General features: G+C 65.9%; 16 protein-coding genes and 1 pseudogene. 9 read left to right on the top strand and 8 right to left on the bottom strand.

What is annotated here, in order from left to right:
• A pseudogene (locus NOV72_RS32555) lies at positions 1–241 on the top strand (hypothetical protein); the annotation flags it as partial.
• A gap of 2 nt (positions 242–243) precedes the next feature.
• On the opposite strand, the gene ppc reads toward NOV72_RS32555, so the two are convergent.
• Complete coding sequence (ppc, locus tag NOV72_RS16875; RefSeq protein WP_106855730.1) at positions 244–3,306, bottom strand: phosphoenolpyruvate carboxylase; 3,063 nt, start codon at positions 3,304–3,306, stop codon at positions 244–246.
• A gap of 313 nt (positions 3,307–3,619) precedes the next feature.
• Here ppc and hemC point away from each other — a divergent pair, with 313 nt between their 5' ends.
• The 4 genes from hemC to NOV72_RS16855 all read left to right on the top strand — a co-directional run bounded on the left by hemC (position 3,620) and on the right by NOV72_RS16855 (position 9,698).
• Positions 3,620–4,627 (top strand): hydroxymethylbilane synthase, encoded by a 1,008-nt coding sequence (hemC, locus tag NOV72_RS16870; protein WP_106855729.1) that lies wholly within the window; start codon positions 3,620–3,622, stop codon positions 4,625–4,627.
• The gene (gene hemDX / locus NOV72_RS16865) at positions 4,627–6,750 is read left to right on the top strand and encodes a fused uroporphyrinogen-III synthase HemD/membrane protein HemX (RefSeq protein WP_106855728.1); all 2,124 of its coding nucleotides are present in this window, start codon (positions 4,627–4,629) and stop codon (positions 6,748–6,750) included. The genes hemC and hemDX overlap by 1 nt, the downstream gene beginning before the upstream one ends.
• Positions 6,750–7,943 (top strand): heme biosynthesis protein HemY, encoded by a 1,194-nt coding sequence (locus tag NOV72_RS16860; RefSeq protein WP_106855748.1) that lies wholly within the window; start codon positions 6,750–6,752, stop codon positions 7,941–7,943. Before hemDX ends, NOV72_RS16860 begins: the two co-directional genes overlap by 1 nt.
• Positions 7,944–8,120: 177 nt before the next feature.
• Positions 8,121–9,698, top strand: coding sequence for a GDSL-type esterase/lipase family protein (locus NOV72_RS16855; RefSeq protein WP_106855727.1), 1,578 nt, complete (start codon positions 8,121–8,123; stop codon positions 9,696–9,698).
• Between the two features lie 4 nt (positions 9,699–9,702).
• Here NOV72_RS16855 and NOV72_RS16850 read toward each other — a convergent pair whose 3' ends face one another.
• The 5 genes from NOV72_RS16850 to trxB all read right to left on the bottom strand — a co-directional run bounded on the left by NOV72_RS16850 (position 9,703) and on the right by trxB (position 13,474).
• On the bottom strand, positions 9,703–10,026 hold the full coding sequence (locus NOV72_RS16850) for a rhodanese-like domain-containing protein (protein ID WP_106855747.1): 324 nt from the start codon (positions 10,024–10,026) through the stop codon (positions 9,703–9,705).
• A gap of 54 nt (positions 10,027–10,080) precedes the next feature.
• Entirely contained in the window at positions 10,081–10,734 is a 654-nt protein-coding gene (locus NOV72_RS16845; protein ID WP_106855726.1) for a protein-L-isoaspartate O-methyltransferase family protein, read from the bottom strand.
• 124 nt (positions 10,735–10,858) lie between these two features.
• Complete coding sequence (locus NOV72_RS16840; RefSeq protein ID WP_181291081.1) at positions 10,859–11,446, bottom strand: trimeric intracellular cation channel family protein; 588 nt, start codon at positions 11,444–11,446, stop codon at positions 10,859–10,861.
• A gap of 22 nt (positions 11,447–11,468) precedes the next feature.
• Positions 11,469–12,296 (bottom strand): Smr/MutS family protein, encoded by an 828-nt coding sequence (locus NOV72_RS16835; protein ID WP_106855724.1) that lies wholly within the window; start codon positions 12,294–12,296, stop codon positions 11,469–11,471.
• 182 nt (positions 12,297–12,478) lie between these two features.
• On the bottom strand, positions 12,479–13,474 hold the full coding sequence (gene trxB / locus NOV72_RS16830) for a thioredoxin-disulfide reductase (protein ID WP_106855723.1): 996 nt from the start codon (positions 13,472–13,474) through the stop codon (positions 12,479–12,481).
• 337 nt (positions 13,475–13,811) lie between these two features.
• On the opposite strand from trxB, the gene NOV72_RS16825 reads away from it, so the two are divergent.
• Together NOV72_RS16825 and lolA are read left to right on the top strand one after the other, a co-directional pair.
• The gene (locus NOV72_RS16825; RefSeq protein WP_106855722.1) at positions 13,812–16,139 is read left to right on the top strand and encodes a DNA translocase FtsK; all 2,328 of its coding nucleotides are present in this window, start codon (positions 13,812–13,814) and stop codon (positions 16,137–16,139) included.
• A 28-nt stretch (positions 16,140–16,167) separates the two neighbouring features.
• Positions 16,168–16,848, top strand: a complete 681-nt coding sequence (gene lolA / locus NOV72_RS16820; protein WP_106855746.1) for an outer membrane lipoprotein chaperone LolA — start codon at positions 16,168–16,170, stop codon at positions 16,846–16,848.
• A gap of 31 nt (positions 16,849–16,879) precedes the next feature.
• Here the strand turns inward: lolA and NOV72_RS16815 are convergent, their stop codons facing one another.
• On the bottom strand, positions 16,880–17,800 hold the full coding sequence (locus NOV72_RS16815; protein WP_106855721.1) for a LysR family transcriptional regulator: 921 nt from the start codon (positions 17,798–17,800) through the stop codon (positions 16,880–16,882).
• Between the two features lie 114 nt (positions 17,801–17,914).
• Between NOV72_RS16815 and speB the strand changes: the two genes are divergently transcribed.
• Complete coding sequence (gene speB / locus NOV72_RS16810) at positions 17,915–18,931, top strand: agmatinase (RefSeq protein ID WP_245933068.1); 1,017 nt, start codon at positions 17,915–17,917, stop codon at positions 18,929–18,931.
• Between the two features lie 98 nt (positions 18,932–19,029).
• Here the strand turns inward: speB and cytX are convergent, their stop codons facing one another.
• The gene (gene cytX / locus NOV72_RS16805) at positions 19,030–20,358 is read right to left on the bottom strand and encodes a putative hydroxymethylpyrimidine transporter CytX (protein WP_106855720.1); all 1,329 of its coding nucleotides are present in this window, start codon (positions 20,356–20,358) and stop codon (positions 19,030–19,032) included.
• A gap of 176 nt (positions 20,359–20,534) precedes the next feature.
• Between cytX and NOV72_RS16800 the strand changes: the two genes are divergently transcribed.
• The gene (locus tag NOV72_RS16800; protein ID WP_106855719.1) at positions 20,535–21,851 is read left to right on the top strand and encodes a replication-associated recombination protein A; all 1,317 of its coding nucleotides are present in this window, start codon (positions 20,535–20,537) and stop codon (positions 21,849–21,851) included.
• Positions 21,852–21,941: the final 90 nt, after the last annotated feature.

Genomic DNA, 21,941 nt, shown 5'->3' with positions numbered 1-21,941 from the left:
AAAGCTGCTTTCTTTGGTTACTTTCTTTGCAGCAGCAAAGAAAGTGACTGCCGCCCCGCACAGGGGCAACGCTAATAGACCGACGCGAAGGCAAGTTTCACTCAAACCCTCGAAGCCTCAGAAAGCCCCCGCACCGAGCGCGATAAAAGCTGCTTTCTTTGGTCACTTTCTTTGCAACAGCAAAGAAAGTGACCTCCACCACGAATACGCGATCCGGCGAAAACCCCGGCCCGCGCCGTAACATCACCCCGTATTACGCAGCCCCGCCGCAATCCCGTTGATCGTCAAATGAATCCCGCGCCGCAGGCGCACGTTCTGATCGCCCGCGCGGTGGCGCTTGAGCAGTTCCACCTGCAAGTGGTTGAGCGGATCGAGATACGGGAAGCGGTTCTTGATCGAGCGCGCGAGCAGCGGGTTGTCCGCGAGACGCTCGCCCTTGCCGGTGATCTCGGCGAGCACGTTCGACGTGCGCTCATGCTCCGCGACGATCTTGTCGAACACCGTCTTGCGCAGCTTCCTGTCGGTGACGAGTTGCGCATAGCGCGACGCAACCGCGAGATCGGTCTTCGCGAGCACCATGTCCATGTTCGACAGCAGGTTCTTGAAGAACGGCCACGTCTTGTGCATCTTGCGCAGCGTCGCGAGACGTTTCGCGCGTTCGTCGTCGGAGCCGGCGCGGTCGAGATACGCCGATACCGCGCTGCCGAAGCCGTACCAGCCCGTCAACAGCAAACGGCACTGACCCCACGAGAAGCCCCACGGAATCGCGCGAAGATCCTCGATCTTGCGCTGCTTCGGATCCTGCAGCTTGCGCGACGCCGGCCGGCTGCCGATGTTCAGCTCCGCGATCTCCGAAATCGGCGTGGACAGGAAGAAGTAGTCGGTGAAGCCGGGCGTCTCGTAGACGAGCGCGCGGTACGCGGCCATCGCGGAATCGGAGAGCGTCTGCATCGTCGCTTCGAATTGCGGCAATTGCGCGGGCGCGTTCTCGTGCGGCAGCAGCGATGCTTCGAGCGTCGCGGCGACGACCGTCTCCAGATTGCGCCGCCCGATCTCCGCGTTCGCGAACTTGCTCGCGATCACTTCGCCTTGCTCGGTCAGGCGGATTTGCCCGTCGACGGTGCCGGGCGGCTGCGACAGAATCGCCTGATAGGTCGGGCCGCCGCCGCGTCCGACCGTGCCGCCGCGCCCGTGGAACAGCCGCAGCGTCGTGCCGCGTTCCTTGAAAAGCGCAACCAGCGCCACTTCCGCGCGATACAGCTCCCAGTTCGACGTGAGGAAACCGCCGTCCTTGTTGCTGTCCGAATAGCCGAGCATCACTTCCTGCTCGTTGCCCTGATTTTCGATCAGCTTGTCGATGCCCGGCAGCGCGAAGAATTCGCCCATGATGACCGGCGCGTTGCGCAAGTCGGCGATGGTCTCGAAGAGCGGAATCACCATCAGGCCGTCGCGCGCGGGATCGTCCTTGCTGCCGACGCAGCCTTGCAGCACGCCGGTTTCCTTCTGCAGCAGCATCACTTCGAGCAGATCGCTGACGGTTTCCGTATGCGAGATGATGTAGTTGCGCACCGCGCGCGTGCCGAACTTCCGGCGCGTCTCGCGCGCGGCTTCGAGCACGCCGAGCTCGCTCTTCGCGAGATCCGAATACTCCGCGTAAGGCAGGCGCAGCGGACGCGGCTGCGCCAGTTCCTTCAGCAGCACGTCGCGCTTCTGCTCTTCGGTCAGCGACGCGTAATCCGCGGCCACACCCGCGCGCGAAAGCAGTTCGGCGACCACCGCTTCGTGGATATCCGAGCTTTGCCGCAAGTCGATGCTCGCGAGATGGAAGCCGAACACTTCGGCGGCGCGCGCGAGCGGCGACAAACGCAGGGTAGACATCGACGCGCCGTGATGCTCCGTGAGCGAGTCGATCAGCACGTGCAGGTCGCGCACGAATTCGGAGGCGTCGGCGTAGGGCGTCGCGCGAATCTGCGGCTGGCCGGCGCCCGCGCTGCGCACCGCGACGACGCCTTCGCCGAGCCGCACGCGCGCGCTCGCCGCGAGCCGCGTATACATGCCGATCAGCGCGCGCCGGTACGGCTCGTCCGTGCGATGCGGCGACTGATCCGGCGAGGCATCGGCGAGCGCCTTCAGCGCATCGCTCGAACCGGCCAGCAGATTCGACACCGACAATTCCGCGCCGAGCTTGTGCGTCTCTTCGAGATAGTGTTCGAAGATGACGATCGCCTGACGGGTGATCGCGGTTTCGAGCGTTTCGCCGGTGACGAACGGATTGCCGTCGCGGTCGCCGCCGATCCAGCTTCCCATCTGGAAGAAGGGCGGCAGGCGCACGGGCAGGCCGTGCTCGGCGAGCGCGCCTTCGATATCGGCGTAAAGCGCGGGAATCTCCGCGAGGAACGTCGCGCGATAGTAGGACAGCGCGTTGTCGATTTCATCGGTGACGGAGAGCCGCGTTTCGCGCAGCATGCGCGTCTGCCACAGCGACGTCACCCGCGCACGCAGCACGGCTTCGTTCTGCGCGCGCTCGCGGGCGGTCAGTTCCTGATCGCGTTCGGCGAGCAGGCGCGCGATGTCGTGCTGCGCGTCGAGAATGCTCTTGCGCGAGACTTCGGTCGGATGCGCGGTGAGAACCGGCACGATGAGCGCGTCGCCGAAAAACTTCTCCAGCAGCTTGCGCGTCGCGCTGATGTTCTTGTGCTCGCGCATGCGCTCGATGGCATAGGCGATCGTGCCCGGTTGCGAGACGGAGCCCGCGAGCGCGTGGATGCGGCGGCGGCGATTGTGATGGCGGTCTTCCGCGATGTTCGCCAGATGCGAGAAATAGCTGAATGCGCGCACCACCGACACCGTCTGTTCCGGCGACAGCGCGCGCAGCTTCTTCTCCAGCGTCTGCGCGGCTTCGCTGTCGTCTTCGCGACGGAACTTCACGGCCGTCTGACGAATGGCTTCGACCACGTCGAACACGGCGTCGCCTTCCTGCTCGCGCAGCACTTCACCGAGCAGGCGCCCGAGAAAGCGGATGTCTTCGAAGAGCGGGCGGTCTTTGTCGTCGCGCGTGCGGGTCGTCGATTTCGGCGCGGCCGCGCCGTTGGCGCGCGGCGCTTTCGTTTTGGTCGCAACGCGCTTGGCCGCAGCCTTGATGCCGGGTCTCGGTTTCGGCGCGATGGCCGTTTTCGACGCCTTCGCGGCCGTGGCGGCCTTCGCCGTGACGATGGACGACGACGTCGCGCGGGGCGCGTCGGAGGAGGGAGACTTGGGCAATGCGGCGTTGCGGCGCGCCGGGCGAGCCGATCCAGAAGACGTCACGTTGGGTTCCTCTCAGAAGCTGCGAAGCCAGGGGCACATCGACGCGACACGGCACAGGAAACCGCAGGCCGCGCGAACGGCCGTGCGTCAAACCGGCGACAGCATGCCGCGGCGTTTAGCGGGCTCCGGAACGTTCGTCGCGCGAGAAGCGGCATGCGCCGCCGTTCACCCGCGTATAAACGTGCCACGGACGCCCCGAAAGGCGCATCGGACAAGGCTCTCGCGCGGTGCCCGTGTGTCGGTGGACCCTGGCGTGCGTGCTACCATTGTTCGCTAATGTCTATCATCCATCCCGTCATTCGATCGAGCATCAATGAATTCCGAGACGCATTCAACGACACCGCCCGCGAGCATCACCATCGCTTCGCGGGAAAGCCGGCTTGCGATGTGGCAAGCCGAGCATGTGCGGTGTGCGCTGCACAAATTATATCCATCTTGTGACATAAAAATCCTCGGAATGACGACGCGCGGCGATCAGATTCTGGATCGCACGTTGTCGAAGGTCGGCGGCAAGGGTCTCTTCGTGAAAGAACTCGAAGCCGCGCTCGCCGATGGCCGCGCCGATCTCGCCGTGCATTCGCTCAAAGACGTGCCGATGGAACTGCCCGAAGGCTTCGCGCTCGGCGCCATTCTGGAGCGCGAAGATCCGCGCGATGCGTTCGTCTCGCCGCACTATGAATCGCTGGAGGCGTTGCCGGCGGGAAGCATCGTCGGCACGTCGAGTCTGCGCCGCGAAGCGATGATCCGCGCGCGCTTTCCCGCGCTCGAAGTGCGTCCGTTGCGCGGCAATCTCGACACGCGTCTCGGCAAGCTCGATCGCGGCGAATATGCGGCGATCATTCTCGCGGCCGCCGGTTTGAAGCGGCTCGGGCTCGAAGCGCGCATCCGGGCGCTGCTCGATCCTTCGGAGAGTTTGCCGGCGGCGGGGCAGGGCGCGCTCGGCATCGAGATTCGCGCGGATCGCGCCGATCTCGCCGCGTGGCTCGAACCCTTGCACGACGAAGCCACCGCGCTCGCGGTCGAAGCGGAACGCGCGGTGTCGCGTGCGCTCGGCGGCAGTTGCGAAGTGCCGCTCGCGGCGCATGCCGTGTGGCGCGAAGGCGCGCTGCACTTGCGCGGCGCGGTGTCGATGCCCGACGGCAAACGCGTATTGCGCGCCGAAGAAACCGTGCGTTCGCCCGATCTCGCCGGCGCGCTCGCGCTCGGCAAGCGCGTATCGGCGGATCTCGAAGCGCAAGGCGCAATGGACATCGTCAACGCGCTCACGACGATGAGCCGCGCCGATGCCCCCAACGCCGCGCCCTCGGCGCCGAAGTCCTGATGGCGAGCGAGCGCCGCGCCACCGTCGTCGTCACGCGTCCGGGCGGACAGTCGTCCGCGTTGCTCGCGCACCTCGCGAGCGCCGGCTTCGACACGCTGGAATTTCCGCTCATCGATATCGCGCCCGTCGCCGACGATGCCCCGCTGCGCGCCGCGCTCGACGAGCTTTTTCTGCCGCCGGACTTGCCGGACATGCCCGCGCGTTACGCACTCGTCGTGTTCGTGTCGCCGAATGCGATCGATCATGCTTTCGCGCGGCTCGCCGCGCCGTGGCCCGTGGATCTGCCCGTCGCGGTCGTCGGTCCGGGATCGGTCGCGGCGCTGGCGCGGCAGGGCGTGCACGCGCCCGCGCATCGCGTGATCAGTCCGCCGGCGGAAGAAGCCGATCCGCGCTTCGACTCGGAAGCGCTCTACACCGCGATCGAAGCGCATTTCGGCACGAACGGTCTCGAAGGCCGGCGCGTGCTGATCGTGCGCGGCGACGGCGGCCGCGAATGGCTCGCCGAACGGCTGGCCGAGGCGGGCGCGCGCGTCGAGAAAGCCGCCGCGTACCGCCGCGTGCTGCCCGAGCCGTCGATGCAGAAGTGGGAGCGCATCCACGAACTGCTTTCGGGCAAGGCGCACGCGTGGCTGCTGACGAGTTCCGAAGGCGTGCGCAATCTCGACGAGCTCGCGCACGAACATCTCACCGCCGGCGAAATCGTGCTGCTCAAGCGCACGCCGGTCGTCTGCCCGCACCCGCGCATCGCCGAAGCCGCGCGGGGAGCGGGTTTTGATAGGATTACGGTGTCCGGCGCGGGCGACGAACGCATCGCACACTCGCTGGAAGCGCTGTTCCCGTCAGAAACCGGCGCCGCGTCCGCGCGGGCATCGACATCACGCGATCCGGAGGCCTACGCATTTGCGAGCGCTGCGGCGAGCGCATCGAGCTCGAAGCAATCCTCATCCGCGCCGACGGACGCCCATCCGGCCACCGCGCCGGCCCACCAAACGGCTCAATCACGCATGACTGATTCGAACGATTCCAAAAAAGCTTCACCTCAGCCGAACGTGACACCGCCCTTGCCGCCGAACACGCCTTTCACGCCTTTCGAGCAGCAGAAGCGTCGCGGCGGCGCGGGCATCGTGTTGTTGTGGTTCGTCGTCGTCATTCTGGCGGTGGCGGCGGGCGCGGGCGCGTTCGTCCTGAACCGCAAGTTCGACCGCGCCGACGCGCAACTGACGCAGCGCCTCGCCCAGTCCGACGGCCAGAACGCCGATCTGCGCGCGAAAGCCGATCAGGCCGCGAGCGCGACCACCGCGCTCAACACGCAGATCATCCAGTTGCAAGGCAAGCTCAACGACGCCGAAGCGCACAGCCAGGCGTTGCAGCAGCAATATCAGGATCTCGCGAGCAATCGCGACGACTGGACCGTCGCCGAAGTCGAGCAGATTCTGTCGAGCGCGAGCCAGCAACTGCAATTGACCGGCAACGTGCAACTCGCGCTCTTCGCGCTGCAAAGCGCCGACACGCGCCTCGCCGCGACCACCGGTCCGCAGGTCGTCGCGATCCGCAAGGCGATCGCGCTGGACATGGACAAGCTGAAGGCCACGCCCACCACCGATCTCACCGGCCTCGCGATCAAGCTCGACACGGCCATCGACCAGATCGACCAGTTGCCGCTGTCGGGCGAAGCGCCGATCGCACGCGCCCGCGCGCAGACGGCCGAGCCGGGCAACAGCGCGTCGATCGCCGCGGCGACCGGCGAGCCGCGCTGGAAGGTGCTGTGGCATCAGATCACGAGCGGCATCGGCCAGCAGTTGTCGAGCCTCGTGTCGGTGCGGCGCATCGATAACGCCGACGCAATGCTCACGTCGCCCGACCAAGGCTATTTCGTGCGCGAGAACGTGAAGCTGCGTCTTCTGTCCGCGCGTCTGTCGCTGCTGTCGCGCAGCGAGCCGACGCTCAAGTCGGATCTGCGCGTCGCCGATGCCGCGCTCGCGCGCTACTTCGACGCATCGTCCAAAAAAGTGCAGGCCGTGCGCGATCTCGTGAAGCAGGTCGATCAGGCGTCGCTCGCCGTCGCCGTGCCGAACCTGAACGCCAGCCTCGCCGCCGTCCATCAGTTCAAGCGAGGCGGATGATGACGATTCGTGGACTCATCTGGCTCGCGCTGCTGTTCGCCGTCGCGGTGATCGTCGCGACGGTCGGGGGCTTCAACGGCGGGCAGATCCTGCTCGTGATCCCGCCGTATCGGGTCGACATGTCGCTCAATCTGTTCGCCGTGGCGCTCGTCGTGCTGTTCATCGTGCTCTACGCGCTCATTCGCGCGGCGCGCGGCGTGTGGAAAATGCCGTCGCGCGTCGCCGCGTATCGCGCGCGCAGCAAGCTCGCGAAGGCGAATGCGTCGCTGCGCGATGCGGTCGGGCATCTGTACGCCGGGCGCTTCTCGAAGGCCGAGAAAGCCGCCCGCGACGCGCTGTCCGTCGACGACAACAAGGGCGCGGCAGGGCTCATCGGTGCAAACGCGGCGCACCGTCTGCACGAATATGCGCGCCGCGACGAATGGCTCGCGCAGGTGTCCGGCGCGGACTGGCAGGACGCGCGTCTGATGGCGACCGCCGACATGCGCGCCGATGGCCGCGATGCCGACGGCGCGCTCGTCGCGCTCACCGAAATGCAGGCGCAGGGCGGCCGGCGCATTCACGCGCAGCAGATCGCGCTGCGCGCGCAGCAGCAGTTGAAGAACTGGGGCGAAGTGCTGAAGCTCGCGCGCATGCTGGAGAAGCGCGAGGCGCTGCATCCGGCGGTCGCGGTGCGGCTGCGTCAGGTGGCGGCGGAAAACCTGCTGCGCGACCGGCGGCACAATCCCGACGCGCTGCTCGAACTGTGGCAATCGCTTTCGGCGACCGAGCGTCAGTCGCCGCGTCTCGCCGATCTCGCCGCCGAATTGCTGATCGCGCTCGATCGTCGCGCGGAAGCGAAGAAGATCGTCGAGGATGCGCTCGCGCACAACTGGGACGCGCGGCTCTTGCGGCGCTATCCGGATTGCATCGTCGGTGGCGACGCGTTCCCGCTCATTCAGCGCGCCGAAGCGTGGCAGAAGGAACGCACCGAAGACGCCGACCTGCTCTTCACGCTCGGGCGGCTGTGTCTGCATCAGCAGTTGTGGGGCAAGGCGCAGGCGTTTCTCGAGTCGGCGCTGAAGCTCGCCGACAACGAACCCCTCAAGATCCGCACGCATCGCGCGCTTGCCCGGCTGCACGAGCAACTGGGCGACACCGAAAAGGCGGCGGAGCACTATCGCGCGAGCGCGCTGGCGATGAACGTCGTCTGATCCGCGTTCCGTCTGACGTTCGACCAAAGCCGCATGAGAGAAACTTTCATGCGGCTTTCTGTTTTTTGGTCGATGTCGAGGCGTTTGGCGTTGTCTGTACGTTAGCGCACGACGACGGCGCGGCCGACGTGGTCTAGTTTCCTTCCATCAATCAGAAGACCGGTCAGGGAGGCGAACGTGAAGCGAGGTTTGCACAAGCTCGTCGGCCTGGCGCTCGTCGTTTTCCTGTCCTGGCCGGATACGTCTCATTATTTCGCGCAGGGGGTCATCACGAGCGCACCGTGGACCGGAACCTGGGCAGCCGCGCCCGACATCACGGCCGATCCCGGTTTCAACAACCAGACGATCCGCCACGTCGTGCATACGAGCATCGGCGGCACGGCGGCGCGCCTGACGTTTTCCAATCTGTTCGGCGCGCAGCCGGTCAGGCTCGGCGACGTGCATGTCGCGCGGCGTTCGAGCGGGCCGGGGACGATCGCCGGCTCCGACAAGGCCGCGACCTTCAACGGCCAGCCCTACGTGACGATTCCCGCGGGCGGCACGGTGCAGACCGACGCCATCCCGTTTCAGGTGCCGGCGCTCGCCGATATCGTCGTGAGCTTCCACATTCCGTCGCAGACGCAAGCGGGTGCGACCGGCCATGTCGAGGGCATGCAGGACAACTGGATCGCGCCCGGCGACGTCAGCGCGGACCCGACGTTCGCGGGCGGCGTCGTGAACGCGGCGGGCGAGCAGTCGTACTATTTCCTCACCAATGTCGATGTGATGAACGCCGCCGCGACGGGCGCGGTGGTCACGTTCGGCGCGTCGATCACGGACGGGTTCGCGTCGACGCCCAACACGAACCGGCGCTGGCCGAACCGGCTCGCGGAGCGGCTGAACCGCGCGGGCATGACCGTCGGCGTGCTGAACCAGGGCATCAGCGGCAACGATTTCTTCACGAACGGCTCGGGTCAGGCCGGGCTCACGCGCTTTGCCCGCGACGTGCTCGCGCAGTCCAACGTGAAGTGGGTGATCGTTTCCGACGATGCGGTGAACAATCTCATCGGCGGCAATCCGCCGAGCGCGCAGCAACTCATCGACGCCTATCAGCAGCTTGTCCAGCAGACGATGGTCGCGAGAGTGGGCCTGATCTGCTCGACGCTCACGCCCTTCCAGGGCCTGGACGCATGGACGCCCGAGATCGAGAACACGCGTCAGACCGTGAATGCGTACCTGCGCACCCGGAACAGCGGCTGCGACGCCGTGCTCGATCAGGCCGCGGTGCTGGGCAATCCGGCGGGCGCGTACGAGTCCACCGCCTACGCGCGCGCCTACAACAGCGGCGACGATCTGCATCCGGACGATGCCGGCATGCAGGCGATCGCCAATGCCGTCGATCTGACGTGGTTCGCCGCGCTGCCGCCGATCAACGCGCCGGCGGTGTGTGGACGTATCGCGATGGGCGAGGGCCTCGGCGCGGGCGGATCGCTCGCGGCGTGCAGCGGCGGCGCGCAATTGAACTTGCAGGGCGACGGTTATCTCGTCGCGATGAACAACGGGGCGGCGATGTGGTCATCGCGCGTGAGCGGCGCGCCGGGCGTCGAAATCCGGATGCAGGAGGACGGCAATCTGGCGATGTACGACAACAACGGCGCGATGGTCTGGCAGACCCACACCTCGGGCAATCCGGGCGCTTATGCGAGCGTCCTTCCGAGCGGATATCTCGTCGTCTATTCGGCGAGCGGCGCGCCGTTGTGGTCGAGCGGGGGGTGAGAAATCAGTAAGTGGGCACCGACGGGTCGACCTGACGCGACCACGCGTCGATGCCGCCGTACAGGTTGAACGTCTGCGTGAAGCCGCGCGATTCCAGGAACATCGCGACCTGCGCGCTGCGCGCGCCGTGATGGCAGATGCAGACGATCTGCGATTCGTCGTCGAGTTCTTCGCTGCGCGCGGGGATGTCGCGCATCGGAATCGCCACGATGTTGTCCATCTTCGCCGTCTGGATTTCCCAGGGCTCGCGCACGTCGAGCAGAACGGGAGCGGGGCGCGAAGCATCCGCGAGCCACGCGGCGAGTTCGGGTGCGGTGAGGTTTTGCATGGAAATCCTGGCAAGACGCGCGTTGCCGGACACGGCCGGCAGCGCGCTTTCGGCTTAGAACTTGAACTGCGACGGATGCACCGCGTTCTTCAGCGGCGCGACGAGCGTTTCGAAAACATCCGATACGCGGAACTGCTTTTCGTCCACGCGCGTGATGATCTGCGCCTTCATGACCGGCGCCGCGCCGACGAACGCCGCGATGCGCCCGCCGATCTTCAGTTGCTCGAGAAATTCCTGCGGCATGACCGGCAGGCCGCCGGACACGCAGATCACGTCGTAAGGCGCGCCCTGACCCCAGCCGAGCGCGCCGTCGCCGGTGATCACTTCCGCGTTCGTCACGCCATTGGCGGCGAGATTCTGCTTCGCGAAATCGGCGAGTTCGGGCGAGATTTCGACCGTCGTCACGCTGCGGCCGCGATGCGCGAGCAGCGCCGCCATGTAGCCCGAGCCGCTGCCGATTTCCAGCACGGACTCGCCCTTGTGAACCGCAAGCTCTTGCAGGACGCGCGCTTCGACCTTGGGCGAAAGCATGCGCTCGCCGCCGGGCAGCGGTATTTCGAGGTCCGCGAAGGCGATGTTGCGGTACGCGGCGGGAACGAAGTTCTCGCGTTTGACGATTGACAGCAAGTTCAGCACGTCCTGGTCCAGCACTTCCCACGGACGGATCTGTTGCTCGATCATGTTGAAACGCGCTTGCTCGATGTTCATGTTCTGTGTGCGTGATGGCGACCGGAGCGGGCTGCATCGCGGCCGGATGCGGGGCTGAAAACGATGCGATTGTAGCAAATGGAAGGGTTTTCCCGCCTGTTTCGCGCACGTGCCGCCGATGCGGCTAGTGCGGCAGGCGGATATCGAACTTGAAGGTGATGAGCCGCGAGATCAGGATGAACGCCGTCGAAATGAGCACGTTGTAGATGGTATCGACATCGAGGCGCTCCAGCCCGAGATAGATCCAGCAGCCGGCGAACGCGCACACCGCGTAGGGCCGCGAGTCGCGCAGGATCAGCGGAATCTCGTTGCAGAGGACGTCGCGCAGGACGCCGCCGAATACGCCGGTGATGACGCCCATCATCGTCGCGGTGAAGGCAGGCATTTGCGCATCGAGGGCGATCGAGGTGCCCGACACGCTGAAAAGGCCGAGGCCGATCGCATCGGTGACGAGCAGCGCGCGCTGGTCGAAGAGCCGCGACGTGACGCTCAGGAAGAGGGGCGCGAAAATCGCCATCGCGAAGATGAGGAGCACGTAGTCTTGATGCTCGACCCAGTAGAACGGGCGGCGCGAAAGCAGCACGTCGCGCACCGTGCCGCCGCCGAACGCGGTGACGAGCGCGACGAGAAACGCGCCGACCGCGTCGAGCCGGCGCTTGCGCGCTTCGAGGAGCCCGGAAAAGGCGTACGCGAAAATCGCGAGCGCCTCCATGAGGGTGATGGCGAGGCTCAGTCTAGGATGCACTGTCCGGCCCCGAATTCTGATTCCTGCCGAGGCTCTTGTCCTGCGGATGGTTGTGATGACGCGGTGCGCCGCCCGGCTGCAGCAGCACGAGCACCGCGCCCGCGCCGCCGTCGTGCGGCCGCGCCTGACAGAACGCGATCACTTCCGACTTCTGCACGAGCCACGCGCGCACCTTGCCCTTCAGCACGGGTTCCTTGCCGATAGAGCCGAGCCCTTTGCCGTGAATCACGCGCAGACACCGCAGCCCGCGCTTCACCGATTCGCGGATGAATTCCGCGAGCGCTTCACGCGCTTCTTCGCGGCGCATGCCGTGCAGATCGAGCTGCGCCTGCACGATCCACGCGCCGCGCCGCAGCTTTCTCACGACTTCCTGACTGATGCCGGGCCGGTAGAAGGACAGCGTTTCGTCGATGTCGAGCAGGCTTTCGGGATCGTATTCGTCGGAGAGCGCTTCCTGCAGCACGGCTTCCTCGTCGCGACGGCTCTGCACCGGCACGGGCGGCGGCGGCACGCGCGTGACGGTCGTGCGCGGCGGCGTCTTGAGCGGTTCGACTTCGCCGATCGCGCGACGGAACTCGTCGGCATCCGCGACGGCTTCGCGTTCGGCGCGCACCGCCGCGACGCGTTGCACTTCGCGCTTTTCGGCATCGGCTTTCAAGGCGCGCTTGAGCGACGACAGACCCGACAGCCCTTCGCGCTTCACGGCGGCGGCGACGCCGCGCGCATCGACCGGCTTGATTTCGGCGGACGTGGCGGGACGCGGCGCTTGCTTGCGCCGGACCTTCGGTTCGTTCGGGTGGGGGAGATTCTTCGGCATCGTTCGGCCAGCGGAAATCGACGGAAATCGACGGGAATCAGGCTCGACGCATGGCGCGCTCAAATCGAAAACGGGCCGGCGGCGTGAACCGTGGCCCGTTTCAGTGCGAGTCGGCGTTTCTGGACGCGCCGGAAGCGGGCGCCCCCATTCTAACGGCTCGCCGCGCCCGGCTGGACGCCCGATCAGCGATCCGCTTCGTGGCTCATCGAATGCGCGGTCGGGGTTTCGTCGATGGTTTCGAGATAACGCTGCGCGTCGAGCGCGGCCATGCAGCCCGTGCCGGCGCTCGTGATCGCCTGGCGATAGACGTGATCCTGCACGTCGCCCGCCGCGAACACGCCGGGGATGCTCGTCGCGGTGGCGTCGCCGGTGGTGCCGCCCTTCGTGATGATGTAGCCGTTCTTCATCTCGAGCTGGTTGACGAAGAGATCGGTGTTCGGCTTGTGGCCGATCGCGACGAACACGCCCTGCAGCGCGATATCCGTGGTGTTGCCGCTTTGCGTATCCTTGATGCGCAGGCCGGTGACGCCGGACTGATCGCCGGTGACTTCGTCGAGCACGTGATTCCATTTGATATCGACGATGCCTTCCTTTTCCTTCGCGAGCAGCCGGTCGATGAGGATAGGCTCGGCGCGGAACTTGTCGCGGCGATGCACGACCGTCACCTTCTTCGCGATGCCCGCGAGATAGATCGCTTCCTCCACGGCCGTGTTGCCGCCGCCGATCACCGCGACTTCACCGTTGCGATAGAAGAAGCCGTCGCAGGTCGCGCAGGCCGACACGCCCTTGCCCATGAACGCTTCTTCCGACGGCACGCCGAGATATTGCGCCGATGCGCCCGTCGCGATGATGAGCGAATCGCAGGTGTATTCGCCCGAATCGCCGATGAGGCGGAAGGGGCGCTCGTTGAGCTTCGCGGTGTGGATGTGATCGAACACGATCTCGGTGTTGAAGCGGCGCGCGTGCTCTTCGAAACGCTGCATCAGTTCCGGTCCCTGCACGCCCGACGGGTCCGCCGGCCAGTTCTCGACGTCCGTGGTGGTCATCAGCTGGCCGCCCTGCGCGAGGCCCGTGACGAGCAGCGGCGACAGGTTCGCGCGCGCGGCATAGACGGCGGCGGAGTAGCCGGCGGGGCCGGAACCGAGGATCAGCACTTTGGCGTGTTTGGGCGAAGACATGATGATGGTCCGTTATTGATGATCGATTCGGGCGCAAGCCACGATGCTCGTCGTGCAAAGCATGCGGCGCGATATCCCGTTGATCCGAATTTAGGTGCAAAAAGAGGATTATAAAGGGCGCTGCAAAAGCCTTCCCGAGTGAACCTTTCAATCGGTTTGATAGCTGCGGCGAGCAAAAACATTCACATGACGCGCGCGTGACGAGTGTTACAGGTTGCAAGAAGGCGCCCGTTTTGCGCCTTTCCCCGCAATGCAGCGTTTACAATAGGCCACCGTTCCATGCGGCCCTCGCGCAAGACGCGAGCCGCAAAAAGCGACACACAGCGACACCGAATCAATGGCCAAAGCTACTTATTCCGCGAGCCCGCAGGCGTTGCCGCACCGCATGTCGCGGCTCTTCACCGAGATTCGCTGGATCCTCCAGGTCGCGCTCGGCTTGTTCCTCGTGATGGCGCTCCTCTCGTACAGCCGCAAGGATCCGAGCTGGACGCACGCGGTGAGCGTCGATCGCATCGGGAACTGGGCGGGGCGCGTCGGCGCATATACGTCCGATATCCTGCTGCTCGTCTTCGGGCTGTCGTCCTACTGGCTCATCGTGCTGCTCGGGCGGCGCATCGTCGCGAACTACCGGCGTCTCATTCAGCACGCCACGCAGCCGCCCGTCGTCGATGAAGACGCGCCGCGCGACCGCACCTGGCTCGCCGAAGCGTTCGCGTTCGTGCTCGTGCTCCTCGCGAGCGACGGCATCGAAGCGCTGCGCATGTGGTCGCTCAAGGTGCAGTTGCCGCGTGCGCCGGGCGGCGTCGTCGGTGATGTCATCGCGCGGCATGTGTCGCATGCGCTCGGCTTCACGGGCGCGACGCTGTTTCTTTTGATCGCGCTCGCGATCGGCCTCTCGCTCTATTTCCGCTTCTCGTGGCTGTCCGTGTGCGAAAAGCTCGGCGACGGCATTCTCAACGCGATCACCGGCGCGCAACTGCGCCGCGAAGCGGGCCGCGACCGCAAGCTCGGCGAAGCGGCCGCGGTCAAGCGCGAAGGCAAGGTCGTGCGCTCGCGCGAAAAGAGCGAGGAGCACGAACCGGTCATGATCGTGCCCGCCGCGCCGGCACCCGCGCGTTCCGAACGCGCCGAGAAGGAGAAGCAGGTGCCGCTCTTCAAGGACCTGCCGGGCGATTCCACGCTGCCGCCGCTCGCGTTGCTCGATCCGCCGCCGAAGGTCCAGGAAACCATCGCCGCCGATACGCTCGAATACACTTCGCGGCTCATCGAAAAGAAGCTGAAGGATTTCGGCGTCGAGGTGAGCGTGATCGCCGCGTATCCGGGGCCGGTCGTCACGCGCTACGAAATCGAGCCGGCGACGGGCGTGAAGGGCAGCCAGATCGTCGGTCTCGCGAAGGATCTCGCGCGTTCGCTGTCGCTCGTGTCGATTCGCGTCGTCGAGACGATTCCGGGCAAGAACTACATGGCGCTCGAATTGCCGAACCAGCGCCGCCAGACGGTCAAGCTCTCCGAGATTCTCGGCTCCGAGGTCTACGCGAACGGCGCGTCGCCGCTGACCATGGGTCTCGGCAAGGACATCGGCGGCAATCCGGTCTGCGCCGATCTCGCGAAGATGCCGCACTTGCTGGTCGCCGGCACGACGGGCTCGGGCAAGTCGGTCGGCATCAACGCGATGATCCTCTCGCTGCTCTACAAGGCGAGCGCGGATCAGGTGCGCCTGATTCTCATCGACCCGAAGATGCTCGAAATGAGCGTCTACGAAGGCATTCCGCATCTGCTGTGTCCGGTCGTCACGGACATGCGGCAGGCGGGCCACGCGCTCAACTGGGCGGTCGCGGAAATGGAGCGCCGCTACAAGCTCATGAGCAAGATGGGCGTGCGCAATCTCGCGAGCTTCAACACGAAGATCGACGAAGCGAAGAAGCGCGACGAAAAGATTCCGAATCCGTTCAGCCTCACGCCCGACGATCCCGAGCCGCTCACGCGCCTGCCGAACATCGTCGTCGTGATCGACGAACTGGCGGACCTGATGATGGTCGTCGGCAAGAAGGTCGAAGAGCTGATCGCGCGGATCGCGCAGAAGGCGCGTGCGGCGGGCATCCACCTGATTCTCGCGACGCAGCGTCCTTCGGTCGACGTGATCACCGGCCTCATCAAGGCGAACGTGCCGACGCGCATGGCGTTCCAGGTGTCGTCGAAGATCGATTCGCGCACGATTCTCGACCAGCAAGGCGCGGAATCGCTGCTCGGCATGGGCGACATGCTTTATCTGCCGCCCGGCTCCGGCATGCCCGTGCGGGTGCACGGTGCGTTCGTGTCGGACGAGGAAGTGCATCGCGTGGTCGACAAGCTCAAAGAGCACGGCGAGCCGAACTATATCGAGGGCATTCTCGAAGGCGGCCTCGCCGGCGACGGCGATGAAGGCTCGGCGGGCGCGGGCGGAACCGGCTCGGGCGATGCCGAGTCCGATCCTTTGTACGATCAGGCGGTCGAGGTCGTCATCAAGAACAAGCGCGCGTCGATTTCGCTCGTGCAGCGGCATTTGCGTATCGGCTACAACCGCGCGGCGCGTCTGCTTGAACAGATGGAGAACTCGGGGCTCGTGTCGGCGATGTCGTCGAACGGCAACCGCGAAATCCTGACGCCGGCGCGCGACGCGGAGTGACGCGCGCGTCCAAATGGAGAACATAACGATGAAGCAATTTACGGGGAATCCGCTCGCCAGGGCATTCGGTGCGGCGATCTTTTCGGCGTCGACGCTCTTCGCATCGCACGCATTCGCGAGCGGCACGGAGCAACTGAAGGCGTTCGTGTCGCAAGTCCACGCGGCGCGCGGCGACTTCACGCAGCAGGAAATCAAGGCGCCCGGCAAGACCAACAACGGCGCGACGTCGAACGCGGTGCCGACGAAGGGCCAGACGTCCAGCGGCACCTTCATGTTCGCGCGGCCGGGCAAGTTCATCTGGTCGTATCAGAAGCCGTATGCGCAGATCCTGCAGGCCGACGGCGACAAGCTCTACGTCTACGACAAAGACCTGAACCAGGTCACCGTGCGCACGCTCGGCGGCGCGCTCGGTGCGAGTCCGGCGGCGATTCTCTTCGGCAGCAACGATCTGGAAAAGAACTTCAATCTGCGCGATGCGGGCGAGAAGGGCGGCATCGACTGGCTGGAACTCACGCCGAAGGCGAAGGACACGCAGTTCGAGACGGTCGGCATCGGCTTCAAGGACGGCAATCTGCAGGCGATGGAACTGCACGACGTGTTCGGCAACGTCACGCTGCTCACGTTCTCGAACATCCAGAAGAACCCGCCGATCAAGAGCGATACCTTCAAATTCACCGTGCCGAAGGGCGCGGACGTGATCAACGGCTGACCAGAAAAGGGCGCGGCGAAAGCGCCCTTTTTCATTCGATGGCCGCGTGCGCCGCGGCCATGTCCTCCAGAAACGCCTCCACGATTTCGCGTTTCGCGCCGCGCGCGCCGCTCAGGCGTTCCGCGCGCGTGACCATCTGGAACGCGACGCGATAGCGCATCGCCTGCGGATTCAGCGGCGCGAGCACGCCGTCCTTCACATACGGCGCGGCGAAGTGCTCGGGCAGATAGCCGAGATGCCGGCCCGAGAGCACGAGCATCGCGACGGCCTCCATGTTGTCCGCGAGCGCGCCGATATGGCGCGGCGTGAGTTCGCCGGCCTCGGGCAGCGGATAGCTGCGCCACGCCCAGTCGTGCTCGAACGCCTGCGCGATGCCGACGCCGCCCGCGCGCGCGAATAGCGGATGCGCGCGCCCGCAGTACGCGAGCTGATCTTCCGCGAAGATTTCGGTGTAATCGAGCGATGGCACGCGATGCCAGAAATACCCGATCGCCATCTGGATGCGCCCCGCCAGCAACATTTCCTCCAGTTCGCCCGGCGAGCGCACCAGCACCGCGAAGCGCACGGATTCGTCGCGCTGGCGGAAACGCGCGATTGCCTGACTGACGCGCGCGTTCGCGCTGACGGGCGTATTGCCGATCATCCCGAGCGTGAGCGTGCCGACGAGCTTCCTGCCGACATTGCGCGCGGTCGAATCGAACGTGTCGACGGCGGCGAGCAGCGTCCGGCACGCCTCGACGAACTGCTCGCCGCGCGAAGTCAGCGCGAAACCGCCGCGCCCGCGTTCGCAGAGCCGGTAACCGAGCCGCGTTTCGAGCGTCGCGAGCTGCGTGCTGATGGTCGATTGCCCGACGTTGAGCGTCGCCTGCGCGGACGACACGCCGCCCGCATCGGCGATGGCGAGGAACACGCGAATGAGGCGCAGATCGAGATCGGAAAGGGTGGTGAACATGGGCGCCGCCGATACATCGATAAATATCGATGTTAAGTTAATTTCGTCGCCATTTTATCTTCGCTGAAAAGCGGCTATTAATTGTCAGTTGTCAACGCGAACCCATCTGACGCCATGAATACATCCTCACTTTTCGCGCCCGCCGAGCACTTCGATTCGCACTTCGTCGAGCAGCGCGCCGAGCGCCCGCAGCCGCTGTCGGGCAACCAGATGCCGCGCTGCGGCGGCATCACGACGATGATGCGCCTGCCGCACGTGCAATCGGCCGAAGGGCTCGATGCGTGTTTCGTCGGCGTGCCGTTCGATCTCGGCACCTCGAACCGCACCGGCGCGCGCTTCGGTCCGCGTCAGGTGCGCAGCGAATCGGTGCTGCTGCGTCCGTACAACATGGCGACGCGCGCCGCGCCGTTCGATTCGCTGCGCGTCGCGGACATCGGCGATGTCGCGATCAATCCGTACAACCTGCTCGATTCGATCGACCGCATCGAGCGCGCGTATCGCGAAATCCTGAAGCACGACTGCAAGCCGCTCACGCTGGGCGGCGATCACACCATCGCGCTGCCGATCCTACGCGCGATCCACGCGAAGCACGGCAAGGTCGGGCTGATTCATGTCGATGCCCACGCCGACGTCAACGACACCATGTTCGGCGAGAAGATCGCGCACGGCACGCCGTTCCGGCGCGCGGTGGAAGAGGGCTTGCTCGATTGCTCGCGCGTCGTGCAGATCGGCTTGCGCGGCACGGGCTACGAAGCCGGCGATTTCGACTGGTGCCGCGAGCAGGGCTTTCGCGTCGTGCAGACGGAGGAGTGCTGGAACAAGTCGCTCGCGCCGCTGATGGACGAAGTGCGCGCGCAAATGGGCGACGGACCCGTCTACATCACGTTCGATATCGACGGCATCGATCCCGCGTTCGCGCCCGGCACCGGCACACCGGAAATCGCCGGACTAACCGTGCCGCAGGCGCTCGAAATCGTGCGCGGCGCGCGCGGGCTGAATATCGTCGGCGTGGATCTGGTGGAAGTTGCGCCGCCTTATGACCCGTTCGGCACCACCGCGCTTCTGGGCGCGAATCTCGCGTTCGAGCTGCTGTGCGTGCTGCCGGGCGTCGAGTATCGCGCGGCCAGGTAAGACTCGCATCGACGTGCGCTTCGGTGCCGCAGCGGTTGAGTTCCGCGAGTCGATCGATGTGAAAAGCCGCCGGAAATGGCGGCTTTTTCGCTAAGGCATCAGGCGTAGGCGCGGCGCCGTCCCGACACGAGCAGCAGATAGCACACCGCGCCGAGCGCGAGCGCGGGCAGCGTCGCGCCGAGGTTCGGCAGCCATTGATTGATCGCGTGATACGCCGCGATCCCGACGCCCCACGCGATGAACGCGCTCACATGCCAGCCGCCGGAAAAGCCGTAGCGTCCGCCGACGGACCCGAGCGCGCCAATGTCGATCCGGCGCTTGCGCACGATGAAGTGATCGGCCAGCACGACGCCAAAGAGCGGCGCGAACACCGAGCCGATCAGCAGCAGGAAGTTCTGGTACTTGCCCATCTCGACGACGAGCGCGACGAGCGTGCACAGCGCGCCGAACGCGCACGAGAGCAGCGGCACGCTCGCGCGCGCCCAGAACGTGCCCGTCGATACGGCCGCGGAGTGGATGTCGGCGAAGGCGTTGTCGGTCTCATCGATCAGAATGAGGAACAGCGCAATGCCGCCGCCGGCTTGCGCGAACGCGGTCGTGAGGAGCGCGTCGCCGCCGCCCGCCGCGAGGCCGTAGATCGCGCCGAGCGCATAGAACCACAGATTCGCGATGCCATAGCCGAACAGCGTGCCGCGAAACGCGCCGCCCGCGCTCTTGCCGAAGCGCGTGTAGTCGGCGATCAGCGGCAGCCACGACAGCGGCATCGCGACCACGAGGTCGATGCCCGCGCCGAATGCCATCTCGCCCGTGCCGGGGCGCGACAGCAGCGCGGCGAGATCGTGCTTCGACAGCAGATTCCACGTGAGCCAGCCCGCGCCGCCGAGCAGCAGCCAGATGCCCCAGGTCCGCAGGAAGCGCCGCACGAAGGAAAGCGGGCCGCTCACCGCGAGCAGCGTCGCGAGCACGCCGAAGACGAGCGTCCAGACGAGCGGCATCGAGAAATGGAAGGATTGCTTCGCGAGCGCGTCGGCGGAATCGCGCATGACGATGATCTCGAACGAGCCCCAGCCGACGAGCTGGATCGCGTTGAGCACCGCCGGCACGGACGCGCCGCGCACGCCGAGCGTCGGCCGCAGCGAGGACATCGCCGCGAGCCCCGTATCCGTGCCGACGACACCCGCCAGCGCGAGCAGCACGACGCCGATCACCGTGCCGATGACGATCGCCGTCAGCGCGTGCGGCAACGACAGTCCCGGCACGAGCAGCGCGCCCGCCTGCGCGACCAGAAGCCCGATGCCGAGCGAGAACCACAGCGCGAAGGCATCGCTCGTGCCGAACGCGCGCCGCTCGGGCGGCACGGGCGTGAGGGGCGCGTAGGTCGAAGTTTCGCCGTGCGCCGCGGCGTTCGTGGTGTGCTCTTGCCCCATCGGATTGCGTCCTCATATTGTCGAAGCTTGGATTCCGGGCGCGTGGCCCGCTTCATGCGAGCCCGCCGCTGCCGGGCTGTCATAATGACCCGACTTCGCGGTCGCGCCGCGCCTTCCTGAAGGGCGAGATTATCGCCGCGATCCACTCAACTGCGTCAATCTGCATCGCACAGCACATGTTCGAAGAAAACCGTGGCAACGTTCCGCTCGCGGAGCGCCTGCGCCCTCGCACCATCGACGACGTGATCGGCCAGAAGCATCTGCTCGGTCCGGCCAAGCCGCTGCGCGTCGCGTTCGAATCCGGCGAAGCGCATTCGATGATTCTCTGGGGCCCGCCCGGCGTCGGCAAGACCACGCTCGCGCGCCTCATGGCCGACGCGTTCCACGCGCAGTTCATCTCGCTGTCGGCGGTGCTCTCGGGCGTGAAGGACATTCGCGAGGCGGTGGAAACGGCGCAGATCCATCGCGCGAACGGGCATCAGACGCTCGTGTTCGTCGACGAAGTGCATCGCTTCAACAAGAGTCAGCAGGATGCGTTCTTGCCGCACGTGGAGTCGGGCCTGTTCGTGTTCGTCGGCGCGACGACGGAAAATCCGTCGTTCGAGGTGAACAGCGCGCTCTTGTCGCGGGCGGCGGTCTACGTGCTCAAAAGCCTCGACGCCGACGAACTCAAGGAGTTGCTCGAACGCGCGACAAAGGAACTCGGCGGACTGACGTTCACCGACGAAGCCCGCGACGCGCTGATCGGCTCCGCCGACGGCGACGGCCGCAAGCTGCTGAACAATCTGGAGATCGTCGCGCGCGCGGCGGCGCAGCAAAAGCAGACCGACGTCGACACCGCGTTGCTCGGCAGCGCGCTCGCGGAAAATCTGCGCCGCTTCGACAAAGGCGGCGACGCGTTTTACGACCAGATCAGCGCGCTGCACAAATCCGTGCGCGGAAGCAATCCGGACGCGGCGCTCTACTGGTTCTGCCGCATGCTCGACGGCGGCGCGGACCCGCGTTACATGGCCCGGCGCATCGTGCGCATGGCGTGGGAGGATATCGGGCTGGCCGATCCGCGCGCCGCGCGCATCGCGCTCGACGCGGCCGAAACCTACGAACGCCTCGGCACGCCGGAAGGCGAGCTGGCGCTCGGGCAGGCGCTCGTCTATCTGGCGGTCGCGCCGAAATCGAACGCGGGCTACAACGCGTACAACGAGGCGCGGCGTTTCGTCGGCAAGGACCAGTCGCGCGGCGTGCCGGTGCATCTGCGCAACGCGCCGACCAAGCTGATGAAGGAGCTTGGCTACGGTCACGAATATCGCTACGCGCACGACGAGCCCGACGCCTATGCGGCCGGCGAAACCTATCTGCCGGACGGCATGCGCGATCCGCACTGGTATCAGCCGACGCCGCGCGGGCTCGAAGGCAAGATCGGCGAAAAGCTCGCGCGGCTCGCGGAACTCGACGAAGCCTGGCGGCGCGAACATCGCGACGACAAGAAGCGCTGAAGTCCACGGCGTGCGTTTCGCGCGCGGGCAGGCCGCGTTTCGGCGCGCGGATCGCCGAAACGCAACCGGCGCGCAATGACCGTGCGCTAA

It is taken from the genome of Caballeronia novacaledonica (assembly GCF_900258035.1).
In the GTDB taxonomy this organism is placed as follows: Bacteria; Pseudomonadota; Gammaproteobacteria; order Burkholderiales; family Burkholderiaceae; genus Caballeronia; species Caballeronia novacaledonica.
Note: the sequence above shows the minus strand (reverse complement) of the source record. Positions and strands in the feature narration are given on the sequence as shown.

What these genes read in the sequence shown, in the direction of transcription:
- hemDX (WP_106855728.1), top strand. Translation starts at nt 4,627, where the DNA reads ATGGCGAGCGAGCGCCGCGCCACCGTCGTCGTCACGCGTCCGGGCGGA.
- NOV72_RS16835 (WP_106855724.1), bottom strand. Translation starts at nt 12,296, where the DNA reads ATGCCGAAGAATCTCCCCCACCCGAACGAACCGAAGGTCCGGCGCAAG.
- NOV72_RS16815 (WP_106855721.1), bottom strand. Translation starts at nt 17,800, where the DNA reads ATGTTCACCACCCTTTCCGATCTCGATCTGCGCCTCATTCGCGTGTTC.
- cytX (WP_106855720.1), bottom strand. Translation starts at nt 20,358, where the DNA reads ATGGGGCAAGAGCACACCACGAACGCCGCGGCGCACGGCGAAACTTCG.
- trxB (WP_106855723.1), bottom strand. Translation starts at nt 13,474, where the DNA reads ATGTCTTCGCCCAAACACGCCAAAGTGCTGATCCTCGGTTCCGGCCCC.
- NOV72_RS16850 (WP_106855747.1), bottom strand. Translation starts at nt 10,026, where the DNA reads ATGCAAAACCTCACCGCACCCGAACTCGCCGCGTGGCTCGCGGATGCT.
- NOV72_RS16845 (WP_106855726.1), bottom strand. Translation starts at nt 10,734, where the DNA reads ATGAACATCGAGCAAGCGCGTTTCAACATGATCGAGCAACAGATCCGT.
- lolA (WP_106855746.1), top strand. Translation starts at nt 16,168, where the DNA reads ATGAAGCAATTTACGGGGAATCCGCTCGCCAGGGCATTCGGTGCGGCG.
- NOV72_RS16825 (WP_106855722.1), top strand. Translation starts at nt 13,812, where the DNA reads ATGGCCAAAGCTACTTATTCCGCGAGCCCGCAGGCGTTGCCGCACCGC.
- hemC (WP_106855729.1), top strand. Translation starts at nt 3,620, where the DNA reads ATGAATTCCGAGACGCATTCAACGACACCGCCCGCGAGCATCACCATC.
- NOV72_RS16840 (WP_181291081.1), bottom strand. Translation starts at nt 11,446, where the DNA reads ATGGAGGCGCTCGCGATTTTCGCGTACGCCTTTTCCGGGCTCCTCGAA.
- speB (WP_245933068.1), top strand. Translation starts at nt 17,915, where the DNA reads ATGAATACATCCTCACTTTTCGCGCCCGCCGAGCACTTCGATTCGCAC.
- NOV72_RS16800 (WP_106855719.1), top strand. Translation starts at nt 20,535, where the DNA reads ATGTTCGAAGAAAACCGTGGCAACGTTCCGCTCGCGGAGCGCCTGCGC.
- NOV72_RS16860 (WP_106855748.1), top strand. Translation starts at nt 6,750, where the DNA reads ATGACGATTCGTGGACTCATCTGGCTCGCGCTGCTGTTCGCCGTCGCG.